The following is a 25,669-nucleotide window of genomic DNA, read 5'->3' on the forward strand; positions in this document are numbered from 1 at the left end:
CCGCCCCGACGCAAGCATACGAGAGAACCTATGACCGACCAGACCCCCGACCCGCAGATCCATATCCACGACCTCGGCCAGCGCGCCCGCAAGGCCGCGCGCGCGCTGCTGTCCGCCAGCACCGAGGCGAAGAACAACGCGCTGCGCGAAGCCGCCAAGGCGCTGCGCAGCCGGATGGGCGAACTGCTCGAAGCCAATGGCGAGGACGTGCAAGGCGTCGAAGGCAGCAAGCCCGAGAGCTTCGTCGACCGTCTCCGCCTGACCGAGGACCGGATCGAGGGCATGGCCGGCGCGCTCGAGGAGATCGCCGAACTGCCCGATCCCGTGGGCCGCCAGCTCGCCAGCTTCGAGCGCCCCAACGGCCTCACCATCGAGCGGGTCGCCGTGCCCATCGGGGTTATCGGCATGATCTACGAATCGCGCCCCAATGTCGGCGCCGACGCCTCCGCCCTGTGCCTCAAGTCGGGCAATGCGGTGATCCTGCGCGGCGGCAGCGAAAGCCGCCATTCCACCCGCGTGATCGTCGAATGCATGCGCAACGGCCTCGCCGCGGCGGGACTCCCCGAAGACGCGGTGCAGACCGTCGGCACCACCGATCGCGGTGCGGTCGCCGCGCTGCTCAAGGCGGACGAATTCGTCGACCTGGTGATCCCGCGCGGCGGGCGCGGGCTGGTCGAGCTGGTGCGCGACCAGGCGAGCGTCCCCACCCTTCTCCACCTCGACGGCAATTGCCACAGCTACGTCCACGCCGCCGCCGATCTCGACAAGGCGGTCAAGGTCATCCGCAACGCCAAGCTGCGCCGCACCGGCGTCTGCGGTGCGACCGAGAGCGTGGTGGTCGACCGCGCTGTGGCCGTAGACTTCATTCCCAAATTCGCCGACACGATGGGCGCCGATTGCGAATTGCGCGGCGATGCCGATGCCGTGGCGATCGACGGCCGCCTCACGCAGGCCACCGAGGACGACTGGCACACCGAATATCTCGACCCCATCGCCAGCGTGAAGATCGTCGACGGGCTCGACGAGGCGATCGCCTGGGTCGAAGAGCATTCGAGCCACCACACCGATGCGATCATCACCGAGGACGACGCCGCCGCGCGCAAGTTCATGACCAGCATCGACAGCGCGATCGTGATGCACAACGCCAGCACGCAGTTCGCCGATGGCGGCGAGTTCGGCATGGGCGCGGAAATCGGCATCGCCACTGGCAAGATGCACGCCCGCGGCCCGGTCGGGCTCGAACAGCTGTGCAGCTTTAAATACCTCGTCCACGGCGACGGGCAGACGCGGCCGTAAGCTGGTTTGGTTTTGCGAACCCGCATCCGCGGGTTCGTCCTCGCTAGATGTTCAGCAAGCTGCACCCGCTGCGGGCGGGCGTGCAGGTGGCTTTCAGCCAGCTGCGTCTTCGACTACGCTTCCGCCCTTGCCTCGCCTGCGGCTCGGAACCAGTGCGAGCCGCTATCGTAACGCGCAAGTCCCGTTCGCGACCAGCGAACGGCGAGGCCGTCCGGCCGCCCGCAGGGGCCCGCAGGAGCGCAGCGACGGAGGAACAGCCCCGAGGACGAACCCGCGGATGCGGGTTCGAAAAGCAAAGACTCCCCCTCCCCCAGATTTTCCTACTCGCGCCAAATCTGCTCCATCCCCGCAGATGGCCGACCACGACCCCCGACACCGCCCCCACCCAGCACCCGCAGAGCGCGCGCGGCACACTGCCCGCCTTCATCCCCGTCCCGCGCGCGAAGGAGCGGTCGAACGGGTGGAAGCCGCAGGTCCAGCGCGCCTTAATCGAGGCGCTGGCCGACACCGGCAGCGTCGCCAGCGCCTGCCGCCAGGTCGGCCGCGCCGAGGTCGGCGCCTATCTCCTGCGCCGCCACCCCGAGGCCGCCAGCTTCCGCGCCGCGTGGCAGGCCGCGCTCGATCTCGGCATGCAGCGGATCGAGGATGTCGCGATGGACCGCGCGCTGAACGGGTCGAGGTGCCGGTCTATTCCTATGGCAAGCTCGTCGGCAGCCGCCGCGTGCACAACGACCGGCTGCTGATGTTCATGCTGCGCAACCGCGCGCCCGAGCGCTTTGCAGGCGGCCGCCCCAAGGCGCTCAACGCGATCGGGCGGATGGAGAAGAAGCGGCTCAAGGCGAAATGGCGGCGGCAGTGGGAGAAGGAGCAGCGCCGCACCTCCCCCGCCGAAGTGCGCGCCTCCATCGCGCGCAAGGTCGCGGTCTTCCGCCAGCAGATGGAAGCGCAGCTAAGCCCGCGCACGCTGGCCGCCTACGCCGAATTCGAACGCCTGCGCGACGAAGACATCGCGCGCGGCTACAAAGCAAGCGACGACCCGGAGCATCCGCTGTATGCGGAACGCGGGGAGGAGGTGAAGGAAGAGCCGATGCCCCCACCCTCGCCCGATGCGGCCGATCGCGAGGTGGAGGATTCCGAGCCAAAGCCTCCGAAGAAGGCGCGTTGGCGGTCGATCAAGGATGAGGGAGAGAGCTTGGTTTGATATACGGCGATGGCTCCGAGCCGAAGGCGAGGCAAGCGCGACCGCGCGCCGCGGCTTATGCCGCGAAGCCAAGGGGCGCGGATGCGCCCCGCCCGGCGTTTGAGGGCGCAAACAAAAGACTCGAACCCTGGAAAGACCTCAGCGGTGAGCGCCGCCGCAGGCGAGGAAGAGGCCGAGACGCTGCGCTCGCTCAACACCAAGCTGAACGCGTCCTACGAGAACTGGTACGCCCAGCTAAGCCCCCGCACCCGCGCCGCGTGGAAGGAATACCGGCGGCTGGAAACGCTCGACCGCGAGGAAGGCTACCTCTGCTACGACGACCCCGAGCACGAGCTCTACCAGGACCCCGAGGCGCAGTGGGACGAGGTGGATAAGGCGATGCCGTTACCGTCGCCGGAGAGGGGCGCGGGTGAGGCGCCGGAGGAGCCGTCCGAAGACACGGGTCCTCGCTGTCGGTCGATCAAGGATGATGGGTGGGATTGAGGGTTTGCCTTCCGCATGCCTTGCGGTTCGCGGAGCTTACCAATCTCGCGCTAGTCCCGCGAAGCAAAGTCGAGTGCAAGCTCGACCCGCCGCCCAAGCTATCGCAAGCGGAATGGAGGCTAAGCTGAGATGACCGAAGGCCTGCCAAGGGGGTGCGGGAGCAGAAGGCGGGGCGAAAGCCAAGCGTATATGGGCAAAAACACCTCTTTCCACGCCGCAAGATTAATCCGCTAGATTTAGAGCGGTCAGCGGAATTGTGGGTTTAGTGTCATATCGATGAGGGTTGCCTTTAAGCAGTATACTTCTAAGCAAAATGCCGCGAATTCTATGTGGCATCATTCATGCAGCATCGGCTGTAGAAGACGTATTTAGCATGTCGTACACGTTGAAGCTAAGTTCAGCATGACCAAAAAATCGAACGAAGTCTCCAGTATCGTAGGTGGCAATCTGAACTGCAGGATGCATCCCGCATTCTCGGCTAATTCGTGTCGCCAATTCGATTAGGCTCGCATCGACCAAATCGATTTTGAATGTCTGCGAATAGGTATGTGCTGCTGACACGGGCTCTATGGCATCGCCAACGAGGATCACCTTCCCCGGTGTTAAAACCCACTGCATTAGCCAATAAGCTAAGTCTGTCCGCCGCTCCCGCCCGACGAGCATGTTCCAGGCTTCTATAAGGCACGCGTGAGGAACAGCCCAAGCGTATTCTCCCAAATCCAAGGCCCCAACCGTATGTGCATGGTTGCCATCTCTCGGGTTGGCGAGCGCAATAAGGACGTTCGTATCGAGCAGAGCTATGTTTCTGGGCAAATCATAAGCTCGCTCAGCGACGATCCAGTCGGGCATATTACTCGGCCGCGACGATGTTGGCTTCGCGCATTGCCGCTTCAACCACTCTGTCAATGTCACCCACTGCCGTCGACTTAGCTTCTCCGCTCGATGTCACTGCGAGACGAGCAAGCTCATCTAGCTGTCGTTGGAATGCTTCGTCCTCTATCAAGCGGCGCAGGACGGGTATGCTTTGGAGATGTTGCGGCTCGAATTTCTGAAAGCTACCTCGGAATTGAGGAGTTGTGCGCTTCACCAAAGCATTAACATGACTGCTGTTAAGATAGGCCAAGAGCGGAAAAAGCAATTCCTCCTGTTCTGGCGCGACAGCAGTTCCACCCACAATGAATACCTCGCCATCGGCATCCACAGCGAATGATATCTCAGGTGCTAAGTCCCGAATTAGGAGCTTCGGCCTACGCAACCACTCTTCGTCTCTTCGCCTCACAAGTTCGTACCACTTAAGACCAGATGAGGCGATACTCGCGCGCGAAGAGAGGATATCACGATAGGAGTGGAGATACTTGAATGCCTGCGGGTATCGCAGTTCCAATTCTCCCTCGCTGATGGCCGAGCCGCCTTCGTAGGGATAGAGTAGATACTTGCTATAGCTAACCGCTTCGAACTTTCTCACCTCGGCGCCGAACACGACAGGCTCTAGAAGCCCTGCTTCGAGCACGGCAGAGTCGCCAAGCCCGTTCAGTAATTCTGCTCCGTAGCGATCATCTTCCGCGACGATCTTGAGGATGAAAATGTCGTTGGCGCCTGTCCGGATTCCCTGGAAAATGCCGGCGATATTATCCAATCTCTCCGACGCATCGGATAGTCTTACCTGCTCCATTTTTTCTTGCATGGATAACAAGGTCCAAGGGCCACCTCCTCGCGGGTGCTGAGCGGTGTACACGCGAATGTCCCGCTTGTTGACTGTGCCAGCAGCTTCGGCCTCCAGAAGCAGAGCGGCGACAAATTGCTCTGGGAGCGCCTTGACGTCGATCACCTTCACTGCCGGTGCGGGTGTGCTCATTATTGGCTGATGCTTTGCAACGATGCAGCCAACGTATGCGCTCGTGTTTTGAAAGACTTCGTTCGATCCAAAATCCACGATAACGTCGATGTTCATTCGTTCAGTGAGATATGATCGAATGCTCGCCGCGTTGTGGTTGATGAACATGCGGTTTGGCACGACCATTCCGATCGTGCCCTCAGGCTCGGTAACTTTAATTGCTTGTTCAACGAAAAGCGACGAATAGTCGTACCGCCCCTTAGCAGTCTCAAAACTATTCTCTAGCCCGTCACGATTGGTCACACGAGAAGTTGCGAGGAACGGTGGATTCCCGAGCACGATATCGAACCGCTGGCCCAACTGCTTCCATGCGGAGTGGTCTAGCCCATCGCCTTTCACAATAACCTTGGAGAGTTTGGGTAGCGGGAGGGGGTCGGGCTCTTCGGTCAGTCGGTTCCAGATATTCAGTCGCGCAACAGTGACTGCCTTCTCATCAATGTCCACCCCACTTATGTGTCCACCGTCGATGAGGAGCTTACCCCAATTGGTCTCCGGATCATGCTCCTTTAGTCGACGGAGCATACAATCCACTGCTGCGACTAGGAACGAGCCCGATCCGCAAGCGAAATCTACCACCTTCGGCAGCGCAAGCGCGGCTTCTTCACCTTCAGAATGGCCGCCGTCTGCCCGCTGTGCCAAGAATTGCGCTAAGAAATCTGGCGTTACGTGCTGATCGATGCACTTCATTGCCAAGTACTTCGTGAGGTATTCCGGCGTGTAATAAACGCCACCGGCCCGGCGCACACTGATCCGGGCAACGTCCCTAAAGGACGGCTGGAAAAGGTCCATCTGTGGCGCTGGCGGCAGCGGATGCAGGATTGTCGAAAGGTATTTCTCGTAGGCTAGGCCAAGAACGTCGGAATCTATCCAAGCAAAATTGTAACGGCTTCCTGCAAAGGGCAGGCGGCGCGGCTTATAGAGGTCACCGATTATTCCGGAAATCACGTGCTTCGGGATAACGTCCAACTGAACATTGTCGAAAAGCTCGCTACCGATGTACTCTCTTGCTTCCTGAAAGGTGGACACCAAGGCTTCCACATCGAGCGGAGCTTGAGTGGAAATTGCCTCACTCAGCGGTTTCACATTTGGAGCCAGTCCACGGTCTTCAATTGTTCTAAGTACGAAGAGCTTCGCGAACAACGTCTGCAGATGTTCGTCTACGCCGGAGTGGGTGCGTGATGATTTCAGCGCTTCATCGCGCCAAGCATCAAGCCGATCAACCAACTCGTCATCCACCGGCTGCAGAAGTTTGGGATTTGGATAGCGCTCCAATGCGAACCGATCTGGTTCGCCCTCCGCCACCTGCTCTGGCCCAAATGCACTAAGAAATTTGTGTTCTGCATCTAGGCGGTCCCAAGGAACGGTCGGCATCGCGAACCAGTCATCTTGAGCAAGCCAGTGCGAGTTGAAGGCCGTGAGCCCGCGTTCATCTGCAAACAATCCCCAGCGGACTGCGGCATGATAGCCGTAGAGCGCTGCGCCGCTCAGCGGGTCCGCCCCGTTACGATGTATTGGGGACGCAAAAAGAGCCGCAGGCTGGACGCCTAAGAACCCTCTGCCTACGTCCAGAACAGTCTCGCCTATCGTTATCCTACGTTCTCGCACTCGATCGCCGTTCCAGCCAAAAGCGGCGGCAAGCTCCTTAGGTGAGGGATGGCCATGACCACCTCCAGCGACCTGGTCGCCGAGGCTTTTCAAATTTCCAATGAGTTCGTCCGTTGATAAGCCCACAGATACCCGTCCCGAATCTAATTAACTACATCTTTAGCAAATGAACCAATTTATGTGCCGAATCCGACCAGAGCTCCTCGCGGCTGCGGCATCCGAATCCAACCGGTTACCTTGCCCTTCGAAGTTGTAAGGCTGACGGTTACTAAAAGAGCCTTATGCCAAGTTTAGAGATTTTTCGACTGTCATGAGAATGACCGGACAAGGGCGCGAAGCTGCTATTAGACGCGCGAAAGAGAGAAGCCTTGCTTCTCCCCCTCCTTAGCTCAACCCTACCCCTTCTTCCGCTTCTTCCGCGCCGCATATTTCGCGTCGCGCGCGGCCTTGAGCTCCGCTTCGGTCGGCGCAGGCACCGCGTCGGCTTCGGCCTTGGCTGCGGCGGCGGCCTGCTTGTCGGCCTTGGCCTGCGCGATCGCGGCGCGCTTGGCGGCGCTCTTTTCGGCGATGGCGGCTTCGCGCGCTTCCTGCGCGGCCTTGCGCTTGGCAATCGTCGCCTCGTCGAGCTTGGGCGCGTCGGCCAGTTTCTCGAGCGCCTTGGCGCGCGCCTTCTGCGCAAGCGCGCGGCGATCCTGGAAATCGGGGTCCTTATATCCGGACATAGGCGGTAATCTCGTTTCTGGTTGGCCGGCGGGGGGCGCCGGCTGTGTGTGTGGGGGGGGGCTGGACAGCGCTGGCGCTGGGACGCGCCCTATTCCTCGCCCATCCGCAGCGCGGCAATGAACGCTTCCTGGGGAATACTGACGTTTCCGTATTCCCTCATCCGCGCCTTACCCTTCTTCTGCTTTTCGAGCAGCTTTTTCTTGCGGCTGATGTCGCCGCCATAGCATTTGGCGGTCACGTCCTTGCGCATCGCGGCGATGGTTTCGCGCGCGATCACCTTGCCGCCGATCGCGGCCTGGATGGGCACTTTGAACAGGTGCCGCGGGATGAGGTCCTTCAGCCGTTCGCACATGCCGCGCCCGCGGCTTTCGGCGACATCGCGGTGGACGATCATCGACAGCGCGTCGACCGGTTCGTTGTTCACCAGGATGCTCATCTTGACGAGGTCGCCCTCGCGTAGGCCGATCTGTTCATAGTCGAAGCTGGCATAGCCGCGGCTGATCGATTTCAGCCGGTCGTAGAAATCGAACACCACTTCGTTGAGCGGCAATTCGTAGGTCACCTGCGCGCGGCCGCCGACATAGGTCAGGTCGACCTGGATGCCGCGGCGGTCCTGGCACAGCTTGAGGATCGCGCCGAGATATTCGTCGGGGGTGTAGATCACCGCCTTGATCCACGGCTCCTCGATCTGCTCGATGCGGCTGGGATCGGGATAGTCGGCGGGGTTGTGCAGCATCAGCTCCTGCGCCGGGTCGGTCCGCGACTTGTTGAGCTGGATGCGGTAGACCACCGAGGGGGCGGTGGTGATCAGGTCGAGATCGTATTCGCGGGTGAGGCGTTCCTGGATGATCTCCAGGTGCAGCAGGCCGAGGAAGCCCGCGCGGAAGCCGAAGCCCAGCGCGGCGCTGCTTTCGGCCTCGAAGCTGAAGCTGGCATCGTTGAGCCGCAGCTTGCCGATGCTTTCGCGCAGTTTCTCGAAATCGGCTGCGTCGACGGGGAACAGCCCGCAGAACACCACCGGCTGGACTTCCTTGTAGCCGGGCAGCGCCTTGTCCGCCCCGCCCTTCACCGTGGTGATCGTGTCGCCGACGCGCGCCTGCTCGACTTCCTTGATCTGCGCGGTGATGAAGCCGATCTCGCCCGGGCCCAGTTCGGGCAGATCGGTGCGCTTGGGGGTGAAGCAGCCGACGCGGTCGATCAAATGCTGCGTGCCGCCCTGCATGAAGCGGACATTGAGGCCCTTCTTGATCGCGCCGTCCATCACGCGGACGAGGATGACCACGCCGAGATAGGGGTCGTACCATGAGTCGACCAGCATGGCCTTCAAGGGCGCGTCGCGATCGCCGGTGGGCGGGGGGATGCGCTTGACCAGCGCCTCCAGCGTTTCCTCGATGCCGATGCCCGACTTGGCGGATGTGAGCACCGCGCCGCCCTCTTCCCACGGGCCGGTGGCCTCGATGCCGACGATCTCCTCGATTTCCTCGGCGACGCGCTGCGGTTCGGCGGCGGGGAGGTCGATCTTGTTGATGACGGGGACGATCTCGTGGTCGTGCTCGATCGACTGGTAGACATTGGCGAGCGTCTGCGCCTCGACGCCCTGCGCCGCGTCGACCACCAGCAGCGCGCCCTCGCACGCGGCGAGGGAGCGGCTGACTTCATAGGCGAAGTCGACATGGCCGGGCGTGTCCATGAGGTTGAGCTCATAGGTCTCGCCGTCGCGCGCGGTGTAGTCGAGGCGCACGGTCTGCGCCTTGATGGTGATCCCGCGCTCCTTCTCGATGTCCATGTTATCAAGCACTTGCTCGGACATCTCGCGATCGGTCAGCCCCCCGCAATGCTGGATCAGCCGATCGGCAAGCGTCGACTTGCCATGATCGATATGGGCAATGATACTGAAATTGCGGATTTTTCTGAGATCGGTCATACAAACTGCTTAATCGGAAAAGATGGCACAAGACATGCCTCGCCCGCGCCTTAGCCGTGGCAGGCATTCTCGCCAAGCGCCCTCTGCGACGCGATTCCCGCAGCTGCTCCGATAATCAGTAGCTGGTACCCGCTTTGGGCGTGCCGACCTCGACCTCGACGAACTTGCGCTTCGACGAGGCTTCCCCCGCCCCGCCATGATCAGCGAGTAGGGATCCTGCGGCAAGGTCGTCAGCGGGCTGCCGGCCGCTTCGATCTGATAGGGCGAGACGCGGTGGCGGGTGCACAGGCCGTCGGCGCCGTCGCTGATCAACGGGGTCTCGAACTCGACGCCCTGCACCGAGCCCTTCGACCGGCGTACGGTTGCGACGGCCAATTGGCCATTGCCCAGGTCGAGCACGACTTCGGTGCCCAAGGGCACGTCCATAAGTCCCTCGATCCGCGCCCCGGTCTTCGAGAGATTGCGCATGACCACCCGGTAGCGGCTATCTTCGTGGATCAGTCCGATGCGGCGGAACACGGTCTTGCGGGTCGCGCGGTATTTCGCCGGGCCGCGCGGTTCATATTTGAGCTCGCCCGCTTCCAGCCGTTCGAGCAACTCTGCGTGAGGCATGGCGCGGGCGAAGATATACCCCTGGACCAGTGTTGCCCCGCGCTTGGTCACGAGATCGAGTTCGTCCTTCGCCTCGACGCCCTCTGCCACTGTTTCCATGTCGAGCGCATCTGCAAGGCTGACGATAGCGCTGAGGATGGCCGCGTTGTTGTTGCCTTCCTCGGTCGCGCCGCGCACGAAGCTCTGGTCGATCTTGATCTTGTCGAACGGCGCAGTGCGCAGGTAGCTGAGCGAGCTGTATCCGGTCCCGAAGTCGTCGAGCGCCAGCTTTACGCCGAGCGCCTTCAATTCCTCGAAAATCCGCTGGGTGCGTCCGGCATCGCCGAGGAACACGCTCTCGGTAATTTCGAGTTCGAGCCGCTCGGGTGTCAGGCCGCTTTGCTTGAGCGCGTTGGCGACGATCTGCGGAAAATTGTCGTGCGCGAACTGCATCGGCGAGACGTTTACCGCCACGCGCAGTTCGAGCGGCCATTCGGCCGCCTGTCGGCAGACCTCGTTCAACGCCCATTCGCCCATTTCCCCGACAATGCCGATTTCCTCGGCCACGGAGATGAAATCCTCGGGCGAAATCGCGCCGCGGTCCGGATGATTCCAGCGCATCAAGGCTTCGCACCCGCGGACCATATGCGTCTTGGCGCAGACGAGTGGCTGGTAGTGCATGACCACCTGCCCGTTCTCGATGGCGTCGCGCAGGTCTTCCTCGATCTGCCGGCGATGTTTCGCGCCGTCCTTGAGCTCGGCCGAATAGAAGCGGTACTGGCCCCGCCCACCGCTCTTGGCGGCATGCAGCGCCAGATCGGCGGCCGATATCAGCCCTTCCGGATCGAGCCCGTCATAAGGCGCAATAGCGACCCCGACCGACGTTCCGACGACCGCGCGCGAGATCGTTGATCGAATAGGCCTGCGACAGCATCTGGATGACGCGCTGGCTCAGATCGCCCAGAGCGCCGCGGTCATCCATGTCGGGCAACACGATCTGGAACGAGTCCGCGCTCCGGCGTGCGATTTCCCCCTTGCTCCCGATGATCCGTTCAAGCCGCGCAGCAACCTGCTTCAGCAGTTCGTCGCCCGCAGCATGACCCAGCGAATCGTTGATCTGCTTGAACCGGTCGAGGTCGACCATCAGCAACGCGCAGGTCCGTTTGGAATTGCGATAGGCCTTGAGCAATTCGGCCAGACGCCGGTTCATCCGGTGGCTGTTGGCCAGACCGGTAACCGGATCGTATTGCGCCAACCGTTCGGCATCGCGCCGGTTTTCCCGGCTGGCCGTGATATCCTTCGCGCTACCGCGATAGCCGGTAAAGCGCTCCTGCTCGTCGAACTGCGGTTTGCCGGCGATTTCCCACCAGACTTCGCGCCCCTCTATGGCGAGGCGGACATTGAGTTGGCTGATCGAGTTGCGCGCCCGCAGCAGGAACGCGAGCGGGCGCTCGGGCCGGTCGGGATCATCGACCTTCTCGGGGATGAAGAGTTCGCTCAGCGATTTGCCGATCGCTTCGCCCTGCGTCCAGTCAAGCTCTTTCGCCGCATTGTCGGACAGGTAGATGAGCCGGCCTTCGGCATCGGTCGCCCAGAACCAGCCCAGACCTGCGGCCTCGAAACTGTCGAGCAGTTCCACCCGGCGTTCGGCATCGGTGATGGCGATCGGACGCAGCGGCGCAGGCTGTGAACCTTCGCGTCGTTCCGTCTTCGCCCGCGACGCACGCGAGAAGAACCCTGCCATGTGAACTCATGCTCCCGAGTAGCCTCTGTGCGCCGAAATTCCCTCTCAGCGCAGCGAACCATGTAGATAAACGCAACTTCTTTCCAAACGGATAACCATGTGATCTGCGGTGTACCGCACATCGTCCGCTGCTTGCCAGCTGCCCCGACCATGTGCATTGAAGGCATGTCTCGGGGGAGAAAGACATGCGGCATATCGCGATCGTGGGATCGGGTCCGGCGGGCTATTACACGGCCGAAGCCGCCGTCAAGAAATGGGGCGATGACGCCCGGATCGATATCTTCGACAAATTGCCGGTGCCGTTCGGCCTGATCCGCACCGGCGTCGCGCCCGATCACCAGTCGATCAAGGCGGTTGCGCGCCGGTACGAAAAAACGGCGATCGGCCAATCGGTACGCTTCATCGGCAATGTCGACGTCGGTGGTTCGGTTTCCATCGAGGAGCTCGGTTCGCTCTACGATGCGGTCATCCTGGCCACGGGCGCGCCGCAGGATCGCCCGCTGGAAATCCCTGGCGCGCGGACCGGAAATGTCTTTGGCAGTGCGGCATTCGTCGGCTGGTACAACGGCCACCCCGAGTTTGCGGGGATGGACCCCGTGCTGTCGGGCAAGCATGCCGTCGTCATCGGGATGGGCAATGTCGCGCTCGACGTGGCGCGGATCCTGGCCAAGACCGAAGGCGAGTTTGCCGGCTCGGACATCGTCGCCCACGCGCTGGAGGCTTTGCGCGGCAGCGCTATCGAGAAAATCACCATCCTCGGCCGGCGCGGTCCGCACCAGATCATGATGACGCCCAAGGAACTGGGCGAGTTGGGGACGCTCGACCGCGCCGCTCCGCAGGTCGATCCGGCAGACCTGCCGCCGGTTGCCGACGATGCCGTTCTCGAACCGGGGGTGCGCAAATCGGTCACGCTGCTGCGCGAATTCGCGCAGCCTGCGGCAGCCGACCGCGATGCCAAACCGGTTTCTATCGAGTTCGATTTCTTCGCCAGTCCCCGAGCCATTACCGCCACGAACGGCCGGGTAAGTGCCATAGAAGTGGAGCGGACCCGCCTCGAAACCGGGCGCGCGGTGGGTACCGGCGAAACCGATAACCTGCCGGCCGATCTGGTCGTCAGCTGTATCGGCTATCGCACCTCGGCCATAGAGGGCGTGCCGTTCGACCAGCGGGCGGGACATTTCGCCAATGACGAGGGCCGGATCCTGCCCGGCCTCTATTGCGTCGGTTGGGCCAAGCGCGGCCCCAGCGGCACGATCGGCACCAACCGGCCCGATGGATATGGGGTCATCGACACGGTCGATGAAGACATCGCCGCAAGCTCCGGCAAAGCTGGCCGCGCGGGTTTCGACGAACTGGCGCAGGAACGCGGGATCGAGATCGTCACTTTCCGCGATTGGCAGAAAATCGAGGAAGCCGAATTCGCAGCCGCGCGCGAAGGAGCGCCGCGGGAAAAGTTCGTCGATATCGAAAGCATGATCGCAGCACGCGGCACGTGATCGTCCTTCGCTCGCACAGGTCCGACACCCCGGCCAAGCTGACCGGGGGATACCGCCCTTGCCCGCCCGGCCGCTTCGCAATCGATACCCCCAGCACTGCTGTCCAGCCCGGACCAGGCGGATCGCAAGGACAATGACATGACTGCCGATCCCGCGCTCTTAGCGAACCCGCTTGCCAGCCAACCGCCCCGCCAGACTACGGGCGAAGGCGGCGCTTTCGGTCGAACCGGCTTTGCCTGGGCGATCTTCGAATGGGCCCGCAACCCCTATTACATCCTGATCGTGATCTACATCTTCGCGCCCTATTTTGCGCGCGACATTATCGGCGCGGACCTGCTTGCCAGCGGTGCGCTGGACGACCTGCCGCCCGGCGACGCGCTTGCCGCGGCCAATGCGCAGGGGCAGGCAACCATAGCCTCGGTGACCAAATGGGCCGGTTTCATTGCCGCCCTGACCGCGCCGGTCCTGGGTGCGGCGCTCGACCGCGGCGGGCGGCTGAAACCGATCCTCGCGCTGTTTCTCGGGGCCATCGCGGTTTGTTCGGCGCTGCTGTGGTTCGCGATGCCGGGGGGCGAAGGCCTGCCGGTTCCCGCGATCATGGCCCTGCTGGTGGTCGCCTATGTCGGCTACACCTATTCAGAAGTGACGCACAATGCGACGCTCAGCGTGTCGGGCGAACCACGCCGACTGGCAATGATATCGGGTCTCGGACTGGGTCTCGGCAACCTCGCTGCGACCTTGATCTTTCTCGCGATTGCCGTGCTCTTCGTGCTGCCCGCTGCGATCGCCTGGCCATTCGCGGCGCCGCAATTCGGAATCGACCTGACGACGTTCGAACATGCGCGGCTAGCCGGCCCGATCTGCGCGGTGTGGCTGGTGCTGTTCTCGATTCCCTTCTTCACCAGGGCACGCGACCCGGGCGTACCCGGGGCCAGTTGGATGCGCGCCTTCCGGGAAGGCGCACGCAGCGTTGCACGCACGTTGCGCGAGGCAGCGCGATACCGCGAATTGATGCGGTTCCTCATCGCGCGGATGTTCTACGCCGACGCGATGGCCGCGCTGCTGGCGCTCGGCGCGGTCTATGTCGCGCTCTTCCTCGGCTGGAATTTCCTCGAAATGCTCTGCTACGCGATCTTCGCCAGCGCCTGCGCATTCGGCGGCGGCATTTTCGGCGGCTGGCTGGAAGGAAAGGTCGGCGTAAAGCGCGCGCTGGCGCTGGAAATTCTCGCCATGGTGGGTGTCGGACTGCTCCAGCTGAGTATCACCCGCGAAAGCCTGTTCCTCGGCCTGGTCGACAATGTGGTGGTGTGGGACGGGCTCGTCTTCCGCACCCTGTCGGACCTCGTCTATCTCGGTCTCATCAGCGTGATCGCGGTGACCGCCACCGCCAGCATTTCGTCGAGCCGCACGATGCTGGTCACGCTTGCCCCGGGGGGCGTAGCGGTGAATTCTTCGGCCTCTACGCGATTGCCGGCACCATCACCGTATGGATGGGGCCGCTGCTGGTCGAACAGTTCACCCTGTGGACGGGCGACCAGCGGATCGGCATGACTTCGATCCACCTGCTGTTCGCGATCGGCTTCCTCGTCCTGCTTGCTGTCCGCATGCCCACGCACGCCGAATAGCTCGGCGCTGGACTCATCGGTTGCAATGTGGAACCTTCCTCGGCGGAGAGAGGAGCACCAACATGCCCGCATATGATCTGATCATTCGCAACGGGACGATTGTCGATGGTACCGGACAGGACCGCTTTACCGGGGATCTCGCCGTGAAGGACGGGCTTATCGCTCAAGTGGGCCACGTCAGCGGCGACGCCGCCGAGGAAATCGATGCGGAGGGTCACCTGGTCACCCCCGGCTTCGTCGACATTCACACGCATTACGACGGACAAGCGACCTGGGACCAGGAAATGGCCCCGTCGAGCTGGCACGGCGTAACGACCGTCGTCATGGGCAATTGCGGTGTCGGTTTCGCTCCGGCGCGTCCCGACAAGCACGAATGGCTGATCGGCCTGATGGAAGGCGTGGAAGACATTCCCGGGACCGCGCTGGCGGAGGGCATGAAGTGGAACTGGGAAACCTTCCCCGAATATCTCGATGCGCTGGAAGAACTGCCCCGTACCGTCGATGTCGGCACCCATGTCCCGCACGGTTCGGTCCGCGCCTATGTTCTGGGCGATCGCGAGCGCCCCGGTGCCGTTCCGACCGCCGAAGACATCGCCGCCATGAGCCGCATCGTCGAAGACGGCGTGCGCGCGGGCGCGCTGGGATTCTCCACTTCGCGTACGGTGCTCCACCGCGATATCGGCGGTGAGGTCGTCCCCGGCACCACCGCCACTGCCGAGGAGCTGGTCGAGATCGGCCGCGCAATGGGCCGCGCCGGGCACGGCGTGTTCGAAATGGCCAGCGACATGATGCGCGAATGGGACGAGTTCGGCTGGATGGGCAAGATGAGCCGCGAGACCGGGCTGCCGGTCACCTTCGCGGCGCTCCAGTCGATCGCCAAGGAACTTCCGCTCGACGAGCAGATCGCGAGCATGCGCGCCGAGAACGACAATGGCGCGAACATCGTCGCGCAGATCGCGCTGCGCGGCAACGGCATCGTCATGGCGTGGCAGGGCACCGTGCATCCCTTCCGGCTCAAACCGAGCTGGAAGGAGATCGAGGACCTCCCGTGGGAAGAGCAGAAGGCCAAGCTGTTCGACCCCGAGTTCAAGGCGCGCCTCATCGCCGAACAGCACGATTTTTCCGAGGTCAACCAGGACATCATGGGCCTGATCATGGTCGTTTGCGGCGGCTGGAACATGCAGTTCGAAATGGACCCCGACTTCAATTACGAACCGACCGCGGAAGAAAGTATTCTCGAACGCGCGAAGGCAGCGGGCATGTCGGGCGATGAATATGCCTACGAGCTGCTGTGCCGCGACGAGGGCAAGGGCTTCATCTACCTGCCGATCCTCAATTACGCCGATGGCAATCTGGATTTCCTGAAAGACCTGCAACACGCCGACGACACGGTGAATTCGCTGTCCGATGGCGGCGCGCATTGCGGGACGATCTGCGATGCCGCCTCGCCCACCTTCATGCTGCAGCACTGGGTGCGTGACCGGGCGCGCGGCACGATCGGCCTCGAAAATGCGATCAAGCGGCAATGCAACGACACGGCCCGGCTCTACGGGCTGGAGGACCGCGGCGTACTGGCGCCCGGCTATCTGGCCGATATCAACATCATCGACATGGGCCGGATCAAGCTGGGCAAGCCCTGGCTGGCCTTCGACCTGCCTGCGGGCGGCAAACGCTTGCTGCAGAAGGCCGAGGGCTATGTCGCGACGATCAAGAACGGAAAGGTCACATTCCGCGAAGGCGAATGGACGGGCGAGGCGCCCGGTGGCCTGATCCGCGGCCCGCAGCGGGCCGAAATGCTGGAGGCTGCAGAATGAAAGCAATCCGTACGGGCGCGAAGCCGTCCACCCTCGATGCGCTGGAATGGGTCGATATCGTCGCCGCAGCGGCGCCCGGTCCGGGCGAGATTACCGTCGATCTAAAGGCCAGTTCGCTCAACTATCACGATTACGCCGTCGTGAAAGGCATGATCCCGACCGAACCGGGTCGCATCCCCTTGTCGGATGGCGCTGGCATCGTCTCGGCGGTTGGCGACGGGGTGACCGAATTCGCCGTGGGCGACCAGGTGGTCAGCACCTTCTTCCCCGACTGGCTCGACGGCCGCCCGCCGTCCAGCGCGTTCACCCGCGTTCCCGGTGACGGGATCGACGGCTATGCGCGCGGGGCAGTGACTGCCCCGACCCACTGGTTCACGCGCGCACCCTCCGGGTTCAGCCATGCCGAGGCTGCAACGCTGACCTGCGCCGGGCTGACCGCCTGGCGCGCATTGTTCGTCGACTACGCGGTCAAGCCGGGCGACACCGTGCTGGTCCAGGGCACGGGCGGGGTCTCGATCTTCGCCCTGCAGTTCGCGAAGGCCGCGGGCGCCACTGTCATCGCCACCTCTTCTTCGAACGAGAAGCTCGAACGGGTGCGCGAACTGGGGGCGGACCATTTGATCAATTACAAGGAAATCGAAGCTTGGGGCCCGAAGGCGCTGGAGATAACCGGCGGGCGCGGGGTCGACTGCGTGGTCGAAATCGGCGGGGCGGGCACGCTCGACCAATCGATGCTGGCCACACGCGTTGGCGGGCATGTCGCGCTGATCGGTGTGCTGGCAGGTTTCGCCGGGCCGGTGCAAACCGCGCTGCTGTTCTCCAAGAACCTCAAGGTGCAGGGCCTAACCGTCGGCAGCCGCGCGATGCAGCAGGACATGATCGCTGCGATCGAGGCCAACGGCATCAAGCCGGTCATCAGCGATACCTTCGCGCTAGCCGACCTCGCCGATGCCTTCCGCCATCAGGAAAGCGGGAGCCACTTCGGCAAGATCGCAGTCGAGATCTAGGCGCGCGGTTGCCTGCCGTAGCGGGGACCGGACACTGACCGGGTATCGCGGGGCCGGCCTCCACCGGCCCCCGGCGGCCCATCACGGTTCGATGATGATTCCCTTGGCGGGATCGACACTGCCGCCGGCCATCCTGACGAAAACGTCGCGTGCAGCAGCAAGGCCCGCATGGCGTTCAATGGTCACGCTGTCGCCGGCATCGGCAAGGAATATACGCCAGCTCTCGGCCATCTGGCGGCCCGCTTCCTGCGGCCCCAGGTCCTTGAACAGCGCGACCGCATGGTCGGGTGCGAAGAACAGCGTCGGCGCCGGTCCGGGCAGGTCCCCCGCCCCGCCGCCGCGCTCCTCGATATGCGTCGCCCCCACCAGGCAGGAGTACTTCAACGCGTCGCCAAGATGCGCATGGATCGCGCCCAGCAGACGGGCGTTGCCGGCAAAATCGACCGATACCGCGGGCTGACCTGCCAGTGCCTGCACATCGTCATAGGCCAGCACTTCGTCGTAGAGACCGCTCTGCTTCACGAAAGCGACATTCCCCGAAGAGGTCAGGCCGATCCGCCGGATATCCGGCGAACGATGCCTGGCCGTACTGGCAAGGCCCATGGCAGTCTTGGACGATGCGCTGGTCAGGATTACCTGTCCGGCGCCGAACCAGTCCTGCGAGCGCATGAAGTATTCGATCAGGAAACCGGTCTTGAACAGCGGACCGAAGATCATCCGTTCGCCTTCGCGCGCCGGATCGTGTTCCGGGTCGGCTGCAAGCCGCGAATAGCTGTTATAGACCGGGCTCATCGGCTGGCGATGTGCGGCCATGTCGGTAAAGCCGCTGGCGGACAGTTTTCCGGGCACGACGTCCAGATGCGTCGCCATAGGCAGGTAGCCATAGACCCGCTCGCCCACGGATATCTCGGACACATTGCTTTCGATCACGCGTGCATGGCCCCACATGGGCACGATGCCCATGCCGTCGGTGCCTGCCCCCTGCACGGGGAAGAAGTTCCAGTATCCGAAGCCGTCGCCGACGACCGCATAGGTCACGTTGTTCGCCGTGACCGAGAAGCTTTCGATTTCCAGGCGCACCGCATCGTCGGCCAGCTTTCCTTGGTCGCAATCGACCAGTCGGGCCTCGCCGATTGCATTCTTGCGGACATGGACTTGCTGCATTCGCGTCTCTCCTTCGAGAGCGACGCTAACCGCAGATCTACGCCAATGCGAGCGCTTAAACCCGCATCGGCATGAGGACGTAAAGCGCGGGCGAATTCTCGTCCTTGCGGATCAGCGTCGGGGCGCCGGCATCGGCCAGATGGATTTCCACCGTGTCGGCATCGATCTGGTTGAGGATATCCTTGAGATAGCCCGCGTTGAAGCCGATTTCGAACCCGTCGGACGAATATTCCGCCGGCACTTCCTCGGTCGCGGTGCCATTGTCGGGACTGGTTACGGTCAGCGTGACCTTGTCCCGATCGAGCCCCATCTTGACCGCGCGGGTCTTCTCGGTGGCGATCGTCGCCACGCGGTCGACCCCCTCGTGGAAGCTCTTCGGGTCGAGCTTAAGGAGCTTGTCGTTACCCGTTGGAATAACGCGCGAATAATCGGGGAAGGTCCCGTCGATCAGCTTGCTGGTCAGGACCACTCCGCCCTCGCCGCCGAGCGTGAAGCGGACCTTGCTGGCCGACAGGTCGATCTGGACATTGCCGTCGAGCGACTCGTCGAGCAGCTTGCGCAGTTCGGCCACGGCTTTGCGCGGTACGATCACGTCGGGCATGCCTTCTGCCCCATCAGGCCGCGGCAGCGTGAAGCGCGCGAGCCGGTGACCGTCGGTTGCAGCCGCCCGCAGGACGGGTTCGTTGTCGTCCGACACGTGGAAAAAGATACCGTTCAGATAATACCGGGTTTCCTCGGTCGAAATCGCGAAACGCGTCCGATCGATGAGGTCGGCGAAGGTCTTGGCGGGCAGTTCGAAACTGGTCGGCAGATCGCCTTCGACGATGACCGGGAAGTCGTCGCGCGGGAGCGTCGGCAGCGAGAAGCGGCTGCGCCCCGCCTTGATCGCCATGCGGTTTTCCGCCGCTTCGAGGCTGACCTGCGAACCTTCGGGCAGCTTGCGTGCGATATCGAACAGCAGGTGCGCCGAAACGGTGATTGCCCCTGCACTGTCGACATTGGCTTCCATATGCTCGATCACCTGCAGATCGAGGTCGGTTGCCATGACCCTGAGCGAATTGTCGCCTTCGGCTTCGATCAGCACGTTGGAGAGGATCGGGATGGTATTGCGGCGCTCCACGACCGACTGGACGTGGCTGAGACAACGCAGCAGCGTCGCGCGTTCGATGGTGGCCTTCATGGTCCTACTTTCGTCCCTCTTGGGCGCCTGGCAGGCCGGAATCGCCCCACCAGCGCCGGAATACGGATAGTCACCCTAGCGGGGCGGGCATGCGGGGCAAGGCCGGACGCCGCGGCGCCGCAATTCCTTGGGGAAAAGTGGGTGAAATCAGCCCATCATCGCCATGCCGCCGTTCACGTGGAGCGTTTGGCCAGTAACATAGGCTGCCTCGTCGCTCGCAAGGTAGGCAACCGCAGCGCCGATCTCGTCGCCTTCGCCCATGCGGCCCATCGGAATGCGCCCGTTGATCGCCGCTTTCTGCTCGTCGTTCAACGCGTCGGTCATCGCTGTGCGGATGAAGCCGGGGGCCACGCAGTTCACGGTGATGTTCCGGCTCGCCAGTTCCTGCGCGAGGCTTTTGGACATGCCGGTCAGGCCCGCCTTGGCGGCGACATAGTTCATCTGGCCGGGGTTGCCGGTATGCCCGACCACGCTGGTGATCGAGATGATCCGCCCGCCCTTGGCCTTCATCATCGGCCGTGCGCTGGCGCGCATCAGGCGGAAGCTCGCCTCGAGATTGATGCGGATGACCTGGTCCCATTCGTCATCCTTCATCCGCATCGCCAGATTGTCACGGGTGATGCCGGCGTTGTTGACGAGGATGTTCATCGAACCCAGCGTGTCGACGGTGGCCGGGATCAGTTCCTCGACCTGCGTCGGATTGGAAAGGTCGCAGGTGATCTCGACATGGTCATGGCCGAATTCGTCGTTGAGCTGTTCGCGGAAGGCGCGCAGCTTGTCGCCGTTGGAGCCGGACAGCGCGAGGCGCGCACCCTGCTTCGCCAGCGCGTAGGCGATCGACGAACCGATCCCCCCGCTGGCACCGGTCACGAGCGCGGTCTTCCCTTCGAGGCTGAACATCATGCGTGCTCCTTGGCGAAGTTTTCGAGGTCTTCCATGGTGACGAGGCTGACGGTTGCGGCCTCCTTGTCGATGCGGCCCACCATCGGGGCGAGCACCTTGCCGCCCACTTCGACAAACCGTTCGATGCCTGCCTCGCGCATTGCCAGAACGCTTTCGCGCCAGCGGACGCGGCCGGTGATCTGATCGACCAGCAGCGCCTGTTCTTCGGCCGGATCGGTGACGCGTGCGGCAGTGACATTGGCGAACAGCGGCACTGCAAAGGCCTGCGGGGGCGTCGTTTCGAGCGCGTTCTTCATGCGCAGCGCAGCAGGACCCATCAGCGAACAATGGAACGGCGCCGAAACGGGCAGCTTGATGCCGCGCTTGATCCCGTGATCCTTGGCCATCTCGATCGCGCGGTCGATCGCCTCGGCATGGCCGGAGATCACCACCTGCGTCGGATCGTTGTCATTGGCGACTTCGCAGACCTGCCCCTGGGCCGCTGCCTCGGCCAGCGCGGTGGCCTTTTCGATATCCGCACCGAGCAGCGCGGCCATCGCGCCGACGCCGATCGGAACCGCATCCTGCATGGCGATGCCACGCAGGCGCAGCAGCTTGGCCGTGTCGGTCAGCGAGAATGCCCCGGCGGCGCACAGCGCGCTGTATTCGCCGAGCGAATGGCCCGCGACGCAAGCGGCCGTGTCGGCCAGCGTCACGCCGAATTCCTTTTCCAATACCCGAGCAGTGGCCACCGAATTGGCCATGATCGCCGGCTGCGCATTGGCAGTCATCGTCAGTTCGCTTTCGGGGCCATCCTTCATCAGCGCGGAAAGCTTCTGCTTGAGCGCTTCGTCGACTTCCTGGAACACTTCGCGCGCATGCGCGCTGGCTTCGGCGAGATCGGCGCCCATGCCGACCTTCTGGCTGCCCTGGCCGGGAAAGATGAATGCAGTCATAAAATCTCCTCGACCGCGCGACTAGGCGCGAGCGCCCCGCGTCTCAAGTCCGAAGGGGACAATCTTGTTGGCAGCATCGTGGCCGATATCCGCCCGGCCGAGGTAGGGGATGCCGCTGCGCCTGCACCAGTCCTGCGCGATGGCGACTTCGTCGGTGCCGAAGGGGCGGTCGTTGACGGGGACATCGCTGATGCGGCCCAGCCGCAGGCCCGCGATTCCCTGCAGATGCTGCGTAGCATGGAACAGCAGGCGGTCGACCGCATAGAGATGCTCCGCCACTTCCTCGATCATGACGACATGACCCGACAGGTCGGGCGCGAGTTCGGTCCCCGCCAGCATCGCCAGGGTCGTCAGGTTGAAGGCCGCCGCAGGCCGTTCATCGAGATCCGGTTCCAGGCCATCGGTGCCGCCCTTGAACCAGTCCAGCGCGCGCTCGATCGCAGCGGCGCCGCCCTCGCGCCGGACGTCGCCCGCCAGCGGCCCATGCGCGACGCGCCCGATGCCATGCCTGTACAGCGCGGCGAGCAGGAAGCCGGTGTCGGAATAGCCGAGATAGGACTTGTCCCGCGCTGCCGCGTTCATTTCCGCCACCGCCTGCGGGGCGATGCGGTTCGAACCATAACCGCCCATCGCGAACCACACCGCATCGAATCCGGGATCGTTGGCGCAATCGAGCAAGGCGGCGAGCCGCACCGCGTCGCCGCCGGCGAAATGCCCGTCTTCGGCAAAGCATTGATCGTGAAAGTGCAACGACACGTCGCTGCGCCCCGCCACCAGCGTTTCGACCGCCGCGGCGCGTTCGCGCTTCAACCGCTTTCCGGGGGCGCAGATCGCAATTCTGACCATGCGCCCTGCTAGCGTGCTTGTATCGCGCGGCACAACTCAATAGCTGCACGCGCATGAGCGATATGCCCACTCCAGATGAATTGTTCGCCCGCCCCTTTTTCTTCTGCGGGATCGGCGGATCGGGGATGCTGCCGCTGGCGCAGATCCTGAAAGGTCGCGGCTGCACGGTCGAAGGATCGGACCGCAGCCACGATCAGGCCCGCACGCCCGACAAGTTCGCCGCGCTCGAACAACAGGGTTTCACGCTGCATCCGCAGGACGGCAGCGGGATCGTCTCGGCCAAGCAGATCCTCGTCGCCAGCGCCGCGGTGGAAGATACCGTACCCGATGCCAAACGCGCCAAGGAACTGGAGTGCCTGCGGCTGACCCGCGCCGAGCTCAATTCGATCCTCTTCAACACCAGCGGTGCGGGGCTGGCGGTTGCCGGGACCAGCGGCAAGTCGACCGTCACCGGCATGCTCGGCTGGATCCTGCACGCCTGCGGACGCGAGCCGACGATCATGAACGGCGCGGTGATGAAGAACTTCGTCTCGCCCGAACGCCCCTATGCCAGCGCGGTGGTCGGCGGGCAGAGCCTCTATGTCAGCGAGGTCGACGAAAGCGACGGGTCGATCGCGCTCTATCGTCCGGCTGTCGGCGTGCTGCTCAATGTCAGTCTCGACCACAAGAGCATGGAAGAGCTGCGCCAGCTGTTCGGCGACTACCTTTCGCGCAGCCGCATTTCGGTGATCAATGCCGACGATCCCGAAGCGCTGGCGCTGCTGCCGCATGCGAAGGAAGTCGTCACCTTCGGGATCGAGCAGGAAAAGGCGCAGATCGGCGTGGTCCCCGGCTCGGTCGCGGAAGGCCCGATGCGGCAGGCCGCGCTGGTCGTCGACCGGCACGACGGCAGCGAACATCCGTTGATGTTCAACCTGCCCGGGCGGCACAATCTGGCCAACGCGCTGGCGGCAATCGCAGCGGCAGCGGCAGCGGGCATACCGGTCGCCAATGCGGTCGCCGCGCTCGCCGGTTTCGAAGGTCTCGCGCGGCGGTTCGACATCGTCGGCACCAGCCCGTCCGCCATCACCGTGATCGACGATTTCGGCCACAATCCGGAAAAATGCGCCGCCACGCTGCGCACGCTCAAGGCGCACCCGGGCCGCGTGCTCGCCTTCTTCCAGCCGCACGGCTACGGGCCCCTGCGCCAGATGGGCGAGGAGCTGGCCCAGACCTTCGCGCATGAACTGGGTGACGAGGACCGCGTTATCCTGTGCGACCCGGTCTATTTCGGCGGCAGCGTCGATCGCAGCGAAGGCAGCGAGCGAGATCGTGCGGTTGATCGAGCAGGCGGGCGGCCAGGCCGAACACATTCCCGAGCGCACGGCGGTGGGCGACAGGCTCGCCGAACTCGCGCAGCCAGGGGACCGGATCGTTGTCATGGGCGCGCGCGATGACACGCTGAGCGTATTTGCGCGCGGCCTGTTCGACCGGCTGCCCTAAATCGCGGCGGGGCCTGCGGCTTCACGCGCCACGGCCCGGCGATATCCCTCGCGTTCGGTCAGCCGGTCGCGGTAGTCCCTGAGCGATTGCGGTACGCCCTCGTCCAATCCCACCCGGCCCGCCAGGATCAGCGCGTAACCGCAGCAGATATCGGCCGCGGTAAAGCGATCCGCGCACAGGTAGTCGCGCGTTTCGAGGCGCTGCTCGAGCTTGACGAGGCGCTTCCAGAACCACTTGGCATAGGCCTCGCCCGCCTCGCTCCAGCCCTTGTCCTTCTCGAACAGGGCGAAGCGCATATAGACGGTTTGCGGGAAAGTGATCGTGGCATCGGCGTGGTAGGTGAAATCGAGATAGGCGGGATAATCCATCTCGTCCGGCGCCACGACCAGCGACTGGTCCGCGCCCTTGGTGGCAAGGTAATGCGCGATCGCACAGCTCTCGGTCATGTGCGCCGCGCCATCGACCAGCATGGGTACCGTACCCAGGGGATTGACCTCAAGGTAGTCGGGCGCCTTGAAGCGGGGCGGGAACGGCAACAGCCGCAGGTCGATAGCGACCCCCGCCTCTTCCGCCGCCCAGGTCGCCCGCAGCCCGCGCGAACCCGCGCAGGTGTAGAGGACCGGCGGCTCAGTGATCGCCATGGGTAATGCCGATCTTGAAGACCTTGTGGATGAGGATCGCCAGCACGAAGCCGAGCGCGAGCCCCGTCAGGGCGGACAGCGCCGCATAGGTTCCCCAGCCGAGGATGCCCGAAAGTCCGCCGGTCACCGCTTCCACCGTGTGCTGCAGCCCATGCGCCCAATCGGAGGGACCATGGATGCCCAGTTCGTGCAGGCTGTGCAGGATGATGCCGCCGCCGACCCACAGCATCGCGATCGTGCCGATGAAGGACAGCGTGGTCAGCAGATAGGGTACCGAGGTCACCAGAAACTGCCCGAAGGCCTGTGCTGCGGCCGAAGTCTTCTCGCGCAGGTGCAATCCGATATCGTCCAGCTTCACGATCAGCGCGACCGATCCATAGACCACCAGTGTCACGCCGATACCGACGATCGCCAGCACGCCCGCGCGTACGATGAAGTCTTCCGCGGCCACTTCGTTCAGCGTGATCGCCATGATTTCGGCCGAGAGGATCAGATCGGTTCGGATCGCGCCGTTCACCCGCTGTTTCTCGAACGCCGCCGGGTCGGTGATCTCATCCTCCACGGTGACGCCGTGTTTCTGGCCGCCCAGCTTTTCCATCACCTTTTCCGCCCCTTCATAGGACAGGTAGCAACCGCCCAGGATCAGGATGAAGACGATCGCGCTGGGAAGCAGCCAGCTGAGCAGCAGCGCGCCGGGCAGCAGGATGATGAGCTTGTTCTTCAGGCTGCCCTTGGTGATGTTCCAGATGATCGGCAGTTCGCGCGCAGGGCTGAGGCCCGTGACGTAACTCGGCGTGACCGCCGCATCGTCGATCACGACGCCGGCGGTCTTCGAGCCCGCCCTGCCCGCCGCAACCGTAATATCGTCGACCGAGGCCGCCGCCGCGCGGGCGATGATCGACACGTCGTCTAGCAGGGCTACAAGTCCACCGGGCACGCACTACTCCTTCGTTTTCCAACCAATGCCGCCCTGCCCGCCCGGTTCCACCCTGCCAAGCCCCGAGATTGGCTTGCATTCGTCGCCAATCCCGTTATGTGCGCGCATCCCCTGCCTGTGGGCGGGGATTCGAAGAAAGCCGGAGGGGCCCCGCAATCCCGCGGACAAGCCAGCGATC

General features: G+C 63.5%; 21 protein-coding genes and 2 pseudogenes. 10 read left to right on the forward strand and 13 right to left on the reverse strand.

Annotation, left to right across the window (positions count from 1 at the left end; translation table 11 throughout):
* The first annotated feature begins 30 nt into the window (after positions 1-30).
* From WKH79_RS04805 to WKH79_RS04820, 4 genes are all read left to right on the forward strand, one after another.
* Positions 31-1,296, forward strand: a complete 1,266-nt coding sequence (locus tag WKH79_RS04805) for a glutamate-5-semialdehyde dehydrogenase (protein ID WP_341859773.1) — start codon at positions 31-33, stop codon at positions 1,294-1,296.
* A 47-nt stretch (positions 1,297-1,343) separates the two neighbouring features.
* Positions 1,344-2,039: a hypothetical protein gene (locus WKH79_RS04810; protein WP_341859774.1), complete on the forward strand. Its 696-nt coding sequence runs from the start codon at positions 1,344-1,346 to the stop codon at positions 2,037-2,039.
* Complete coding sequence (locus WKH79_RS04815) at positions 2,039-2,497, forward strand: hypothetical protein (RefSeq protein ID WP_341859775.1); 459 nt, start codon at positions 2,039-2,041, stop codon at positions 2,495-2,497. Before WKH79_RS04810 ends, WKH79_RS04815 begins: the two co-directional genes overlap by 1 nt.
* 144 nt (positions 2,498-2,641) lie before the next feature.
* Positions 2,642-2,980, forward strand: a complete 339-nt coding sequence (locus tag WKH79_RS04820; protein ID WP_341859776.1) for a hypothetical protein — start codon at positions 2,642-2,644, stop codon at positions 2,978-2,980.
* Positions 2,981-3,319: 339 nt separating this feature from the next.
* On the opposite strand, the gene WKH79_RS04825 is transcribed toward WKH79_RS04820, so the two are convergent.
* The 6 genes from WKH79_RS04825 to WKH79_RS04850 form a co-directional block, all read right to left on the reverse strand.
* Entirely contained in the window at positions 3,320-3,829 is a 510-nt protein-coding gene (locus tag WKH79_RS04825; RefSeq protein ID WP_341859777.1) for a hypothetical protein, read from the reverse strand.
* A gap of 1 nt (position 3,830) precedes the next feature.
* Positions 3,831-6,605: an N-6 DNA methylase gene (locus WKH79_RS04830; protein ID WP_341859778.1), complete on the reverse strand. Its 2,775-nt coding sequence runs from the start codon at positions 6,603-6,605 to the stop codon at positions 3,831-3,833.
* Positions 6,606-6,874: 269 nt separating this feature from the next.
* Positions 6,875-7,201 carry a DUF6481 family protein gene (locus tag WKH79_RS04835; RefSeq protein WP_341859779.1) on the reverse strand — a complete coding sequence of 109 codons (327 nt, stop codon included), beginning with the start codon at positions 7,199-7,201 and terminating at the stop codon, positions 6,875-6,877.
* 89 nt (positions 7,202-7,290) lie between these two features.
* Positions 7,291-9,126, reverse strand: coding sequence for a translation elongation factor 4 (lepA, locus tag WKH79_RS04840; protein ID WP_063535159.1), 1,836 nt, complete (start codon positions 9,124-9,126; stop codon positions 7,291-7,293).
* A gap of 9 nt (positions 9,127-9,135) precedes the next feature.
* A complete protein-coding gene (locus tag WKH79_RS04845) occupies positions 9,136-10,398 on the reverse strand; it encodes an EAL domain-containing protein (RefSeq protein ID WP_341859780.1) in 1,263 nt (420 codons plus the stop codon).
* 172 nt (positions 10,399-10,570) lie between these two features.
* Positions 10,571-11,461, reverse strand: a complete 891-nt coding sequence (locus tag WKH79_RS04850; protein WP_341859781.1) for a diguanylate cyclase — start codon at positions 11,459-11,461, stop codon at positions 10,571-10,573.
* A 185-nt stretch (positions 11,462-11,646) separates the two neighbouring features.
* On the opposite strand from WKH79_RS04850, the gene WKH79_RS04855 reads away from it, so the two are divergent.
* The 5 genes and pseudogenes from WKH79_RS04855 to WKH79_RS04875 all read left to right on the forward strand — a co-directional run bounded on the left by WKH79_RS04855 (position 11,647) and on the right by WKH79_RS04875 (position 17,403).
* Positions 11,647-12,957 carry an FAD-dependent oxidoreductase gene (locus WKH79_RS04855; RefSeq protein ID WP_341859782.1) on the forward strand — a complete coding sequence of 437 codons (1,311 nt, stop codon included), beginning with the start codon at positions 11,647-11,649 and terminating at the stop codon, positions 12,955-12,957.
* A 693-nt stretch (positions 12,958-13,650) separates the two neighbouring features.
* Positions 13,651-14,133 (forward strand): annotated as a pseudogene (locus tag WKH79_RS04860) (MFS transporter); the annotation flags it as partial.
* Between the two features lie 131 nt (positions 14,134-14,264).
* Positions 14,265-14,582, forward strand: a complete 318-nt coding sequence (locus WKH79_RS04865) for an MFS transporter (protein WP_341859783.1) — start codon at positions 14,265-14,267, stop codon at positions 14,580-14,582.
* Between the two features lie 62 nt (positions 14,583-14,644).
* Positions 14,645-16,396 carry a D-aminoacylase gene (locus tag WKH79_RS04870; RefSeq protein ID WP_341859784.1) on the forward strand — a complete coding sequence of 584 codons (1,752 nt, stop codon included), beginning with the start codon at positions 14,645-14,647 and terminating at the stop codon, positions 16,394-16,396.
* Positions 16,393-17,403: an NAD(P)-dependent alcohol dehydrogenase gene (locus tag WKH79_RS04875; protein ID WP_341859785.1), complete on the forward strand. Its 1,011-nt coding sequence runs from the start codon at positions 16,393-16,395 to the stop codon at positions 17,401-17,403. The genes WKH79_RS04870 and WKH79_RS04875 overlap by 4 nt, the downstream gene beginning before the upstream one ends.
* A gap of 81 nt (positions 17,404-17,484) precedes the next feature.
* Here the strand turns inward: WKH79_RS04875 and WKH79_RS04880 are convergent, their stop codons facing one another.
* The 5 genes from WKH79_RS04880 to WKH79_RS04900 all read right to left on the reverse strand — a co-directional run bounded on the left by WKH79_RS04880 (position 17,485) and on the right by WKH79_RS04900 (position 22,431).
* Entirely contained in the window at positions 17,485-18,567 is a 1,083-nt protein-coding gene (locus tag WKH79_RS04880; RefSeq protein ID WP_341859786.1) for a DUF2855 family protein, read from the reverse strand.
* A 55-nt stretch (positions 18,568-18,622) separates the two neighbouring features.
* Entirely contained in the window at positions 18,623-19,747 is a 1,125-nt protein-coding gene (gene dnaN, locus WKH79_RS04885; RefSeq protein ID WP_063507049.1) for a DNA polymerase III subunit beta, read from the reverse strand.
* Positions 19,748-19,894: 147 nt separating this feature from the next.
* Positions 19,895-20,647, reverse strand: coding sequence for a 3-oxoacyl-[acyl-carrier-protein] reductase (gene fabG / locus WKH79_RS04890; RefSeq protein ID WP_050601329.1), 753 nt, complete (start codon positions 20,645-20,647; stop codon positions 19,895-19,897).
* Complete coding sequence (gene fabD, locus WKH79_RS04895) at positions 20,647-21,585, reverse strand: ACP S-malonyltransferase (protein WP_341859787.1); 939 nt, start codon at positions 21,583-21,585, stop codon at positions 20,647-20,649. Before fabD ends, fabG begins: the two co-directional genes overlap by 1 nt.
* A gap of 21 nt (positions 21,586-21,606) precedes the next feature.
* Positions 21,607-22,431 carry an LD-carboxypeptidase gene (locus tag WKH79_RS04900; protein WP_341859788.1) on the reverse strand — a complete coding sequence of 275 codons (825 nt, stop codon included), beginning with the start codon at positions 22,429-22,431 and terminating at the stop codon, positions 21,607-21,609.
* A gap of 53 nt (positions 22,432-22,484) precedes the next feature.
* On the opposite strand from WKH79_RS04900, the pseudogene WKH79_RS04905 reads away from it, so the two are divergent.
* Positions 22,485-23,913, forward strand: a pseudogene (locus WKH79_RS04905) (Mur ligase family protein).
* Here WKH79_RS04905 and WKH79_RS04910 read toward each other — a convergent pair.
* Positions 23,910-24,554 (reverse strand): glutathione S-transferase family protein, encoded by a 645-nt coding sequence (locus WKH79_RS04910; RefSeq protein ID WP_341859789.1) that lies wholly within the window; start codon positions 24,552-24,554, stop codon positions 23,910-23,912. The pseudogene WKH79_RS04905 and the gene WKH79_RS04910 sit on opposite strands and share 4 nt — an antisense overlap.
* Positions 24,541-25,491, reverse strand: a complete 951-nt coding sequence (locus tag WKH79_RS04915) for a DUF808 domain-containing protein (RefSeq protein ID WP_050601124.1) — start codon at positions 25,489-25,491, stop codon at positions 24,541-24,543. The genes WKH79_RS04910 and WKH79_RS04915 overlap by 14 nt, the downstream gene beginning before the upstream one ends.
* Between the last annotated feature and the right edge of the window lie 178 nt (positions 25,492-25,669).

This window comes from Qipengyuania sp. GPGPB31 (assembly GCF_038396345.1).
GTDB lineage: Bacteria > Pseudomonadota > Alphaproteobacteria > Sphingomonadales > Sphingomonadaceae > Qipengyuania > Qipengyuania citrea.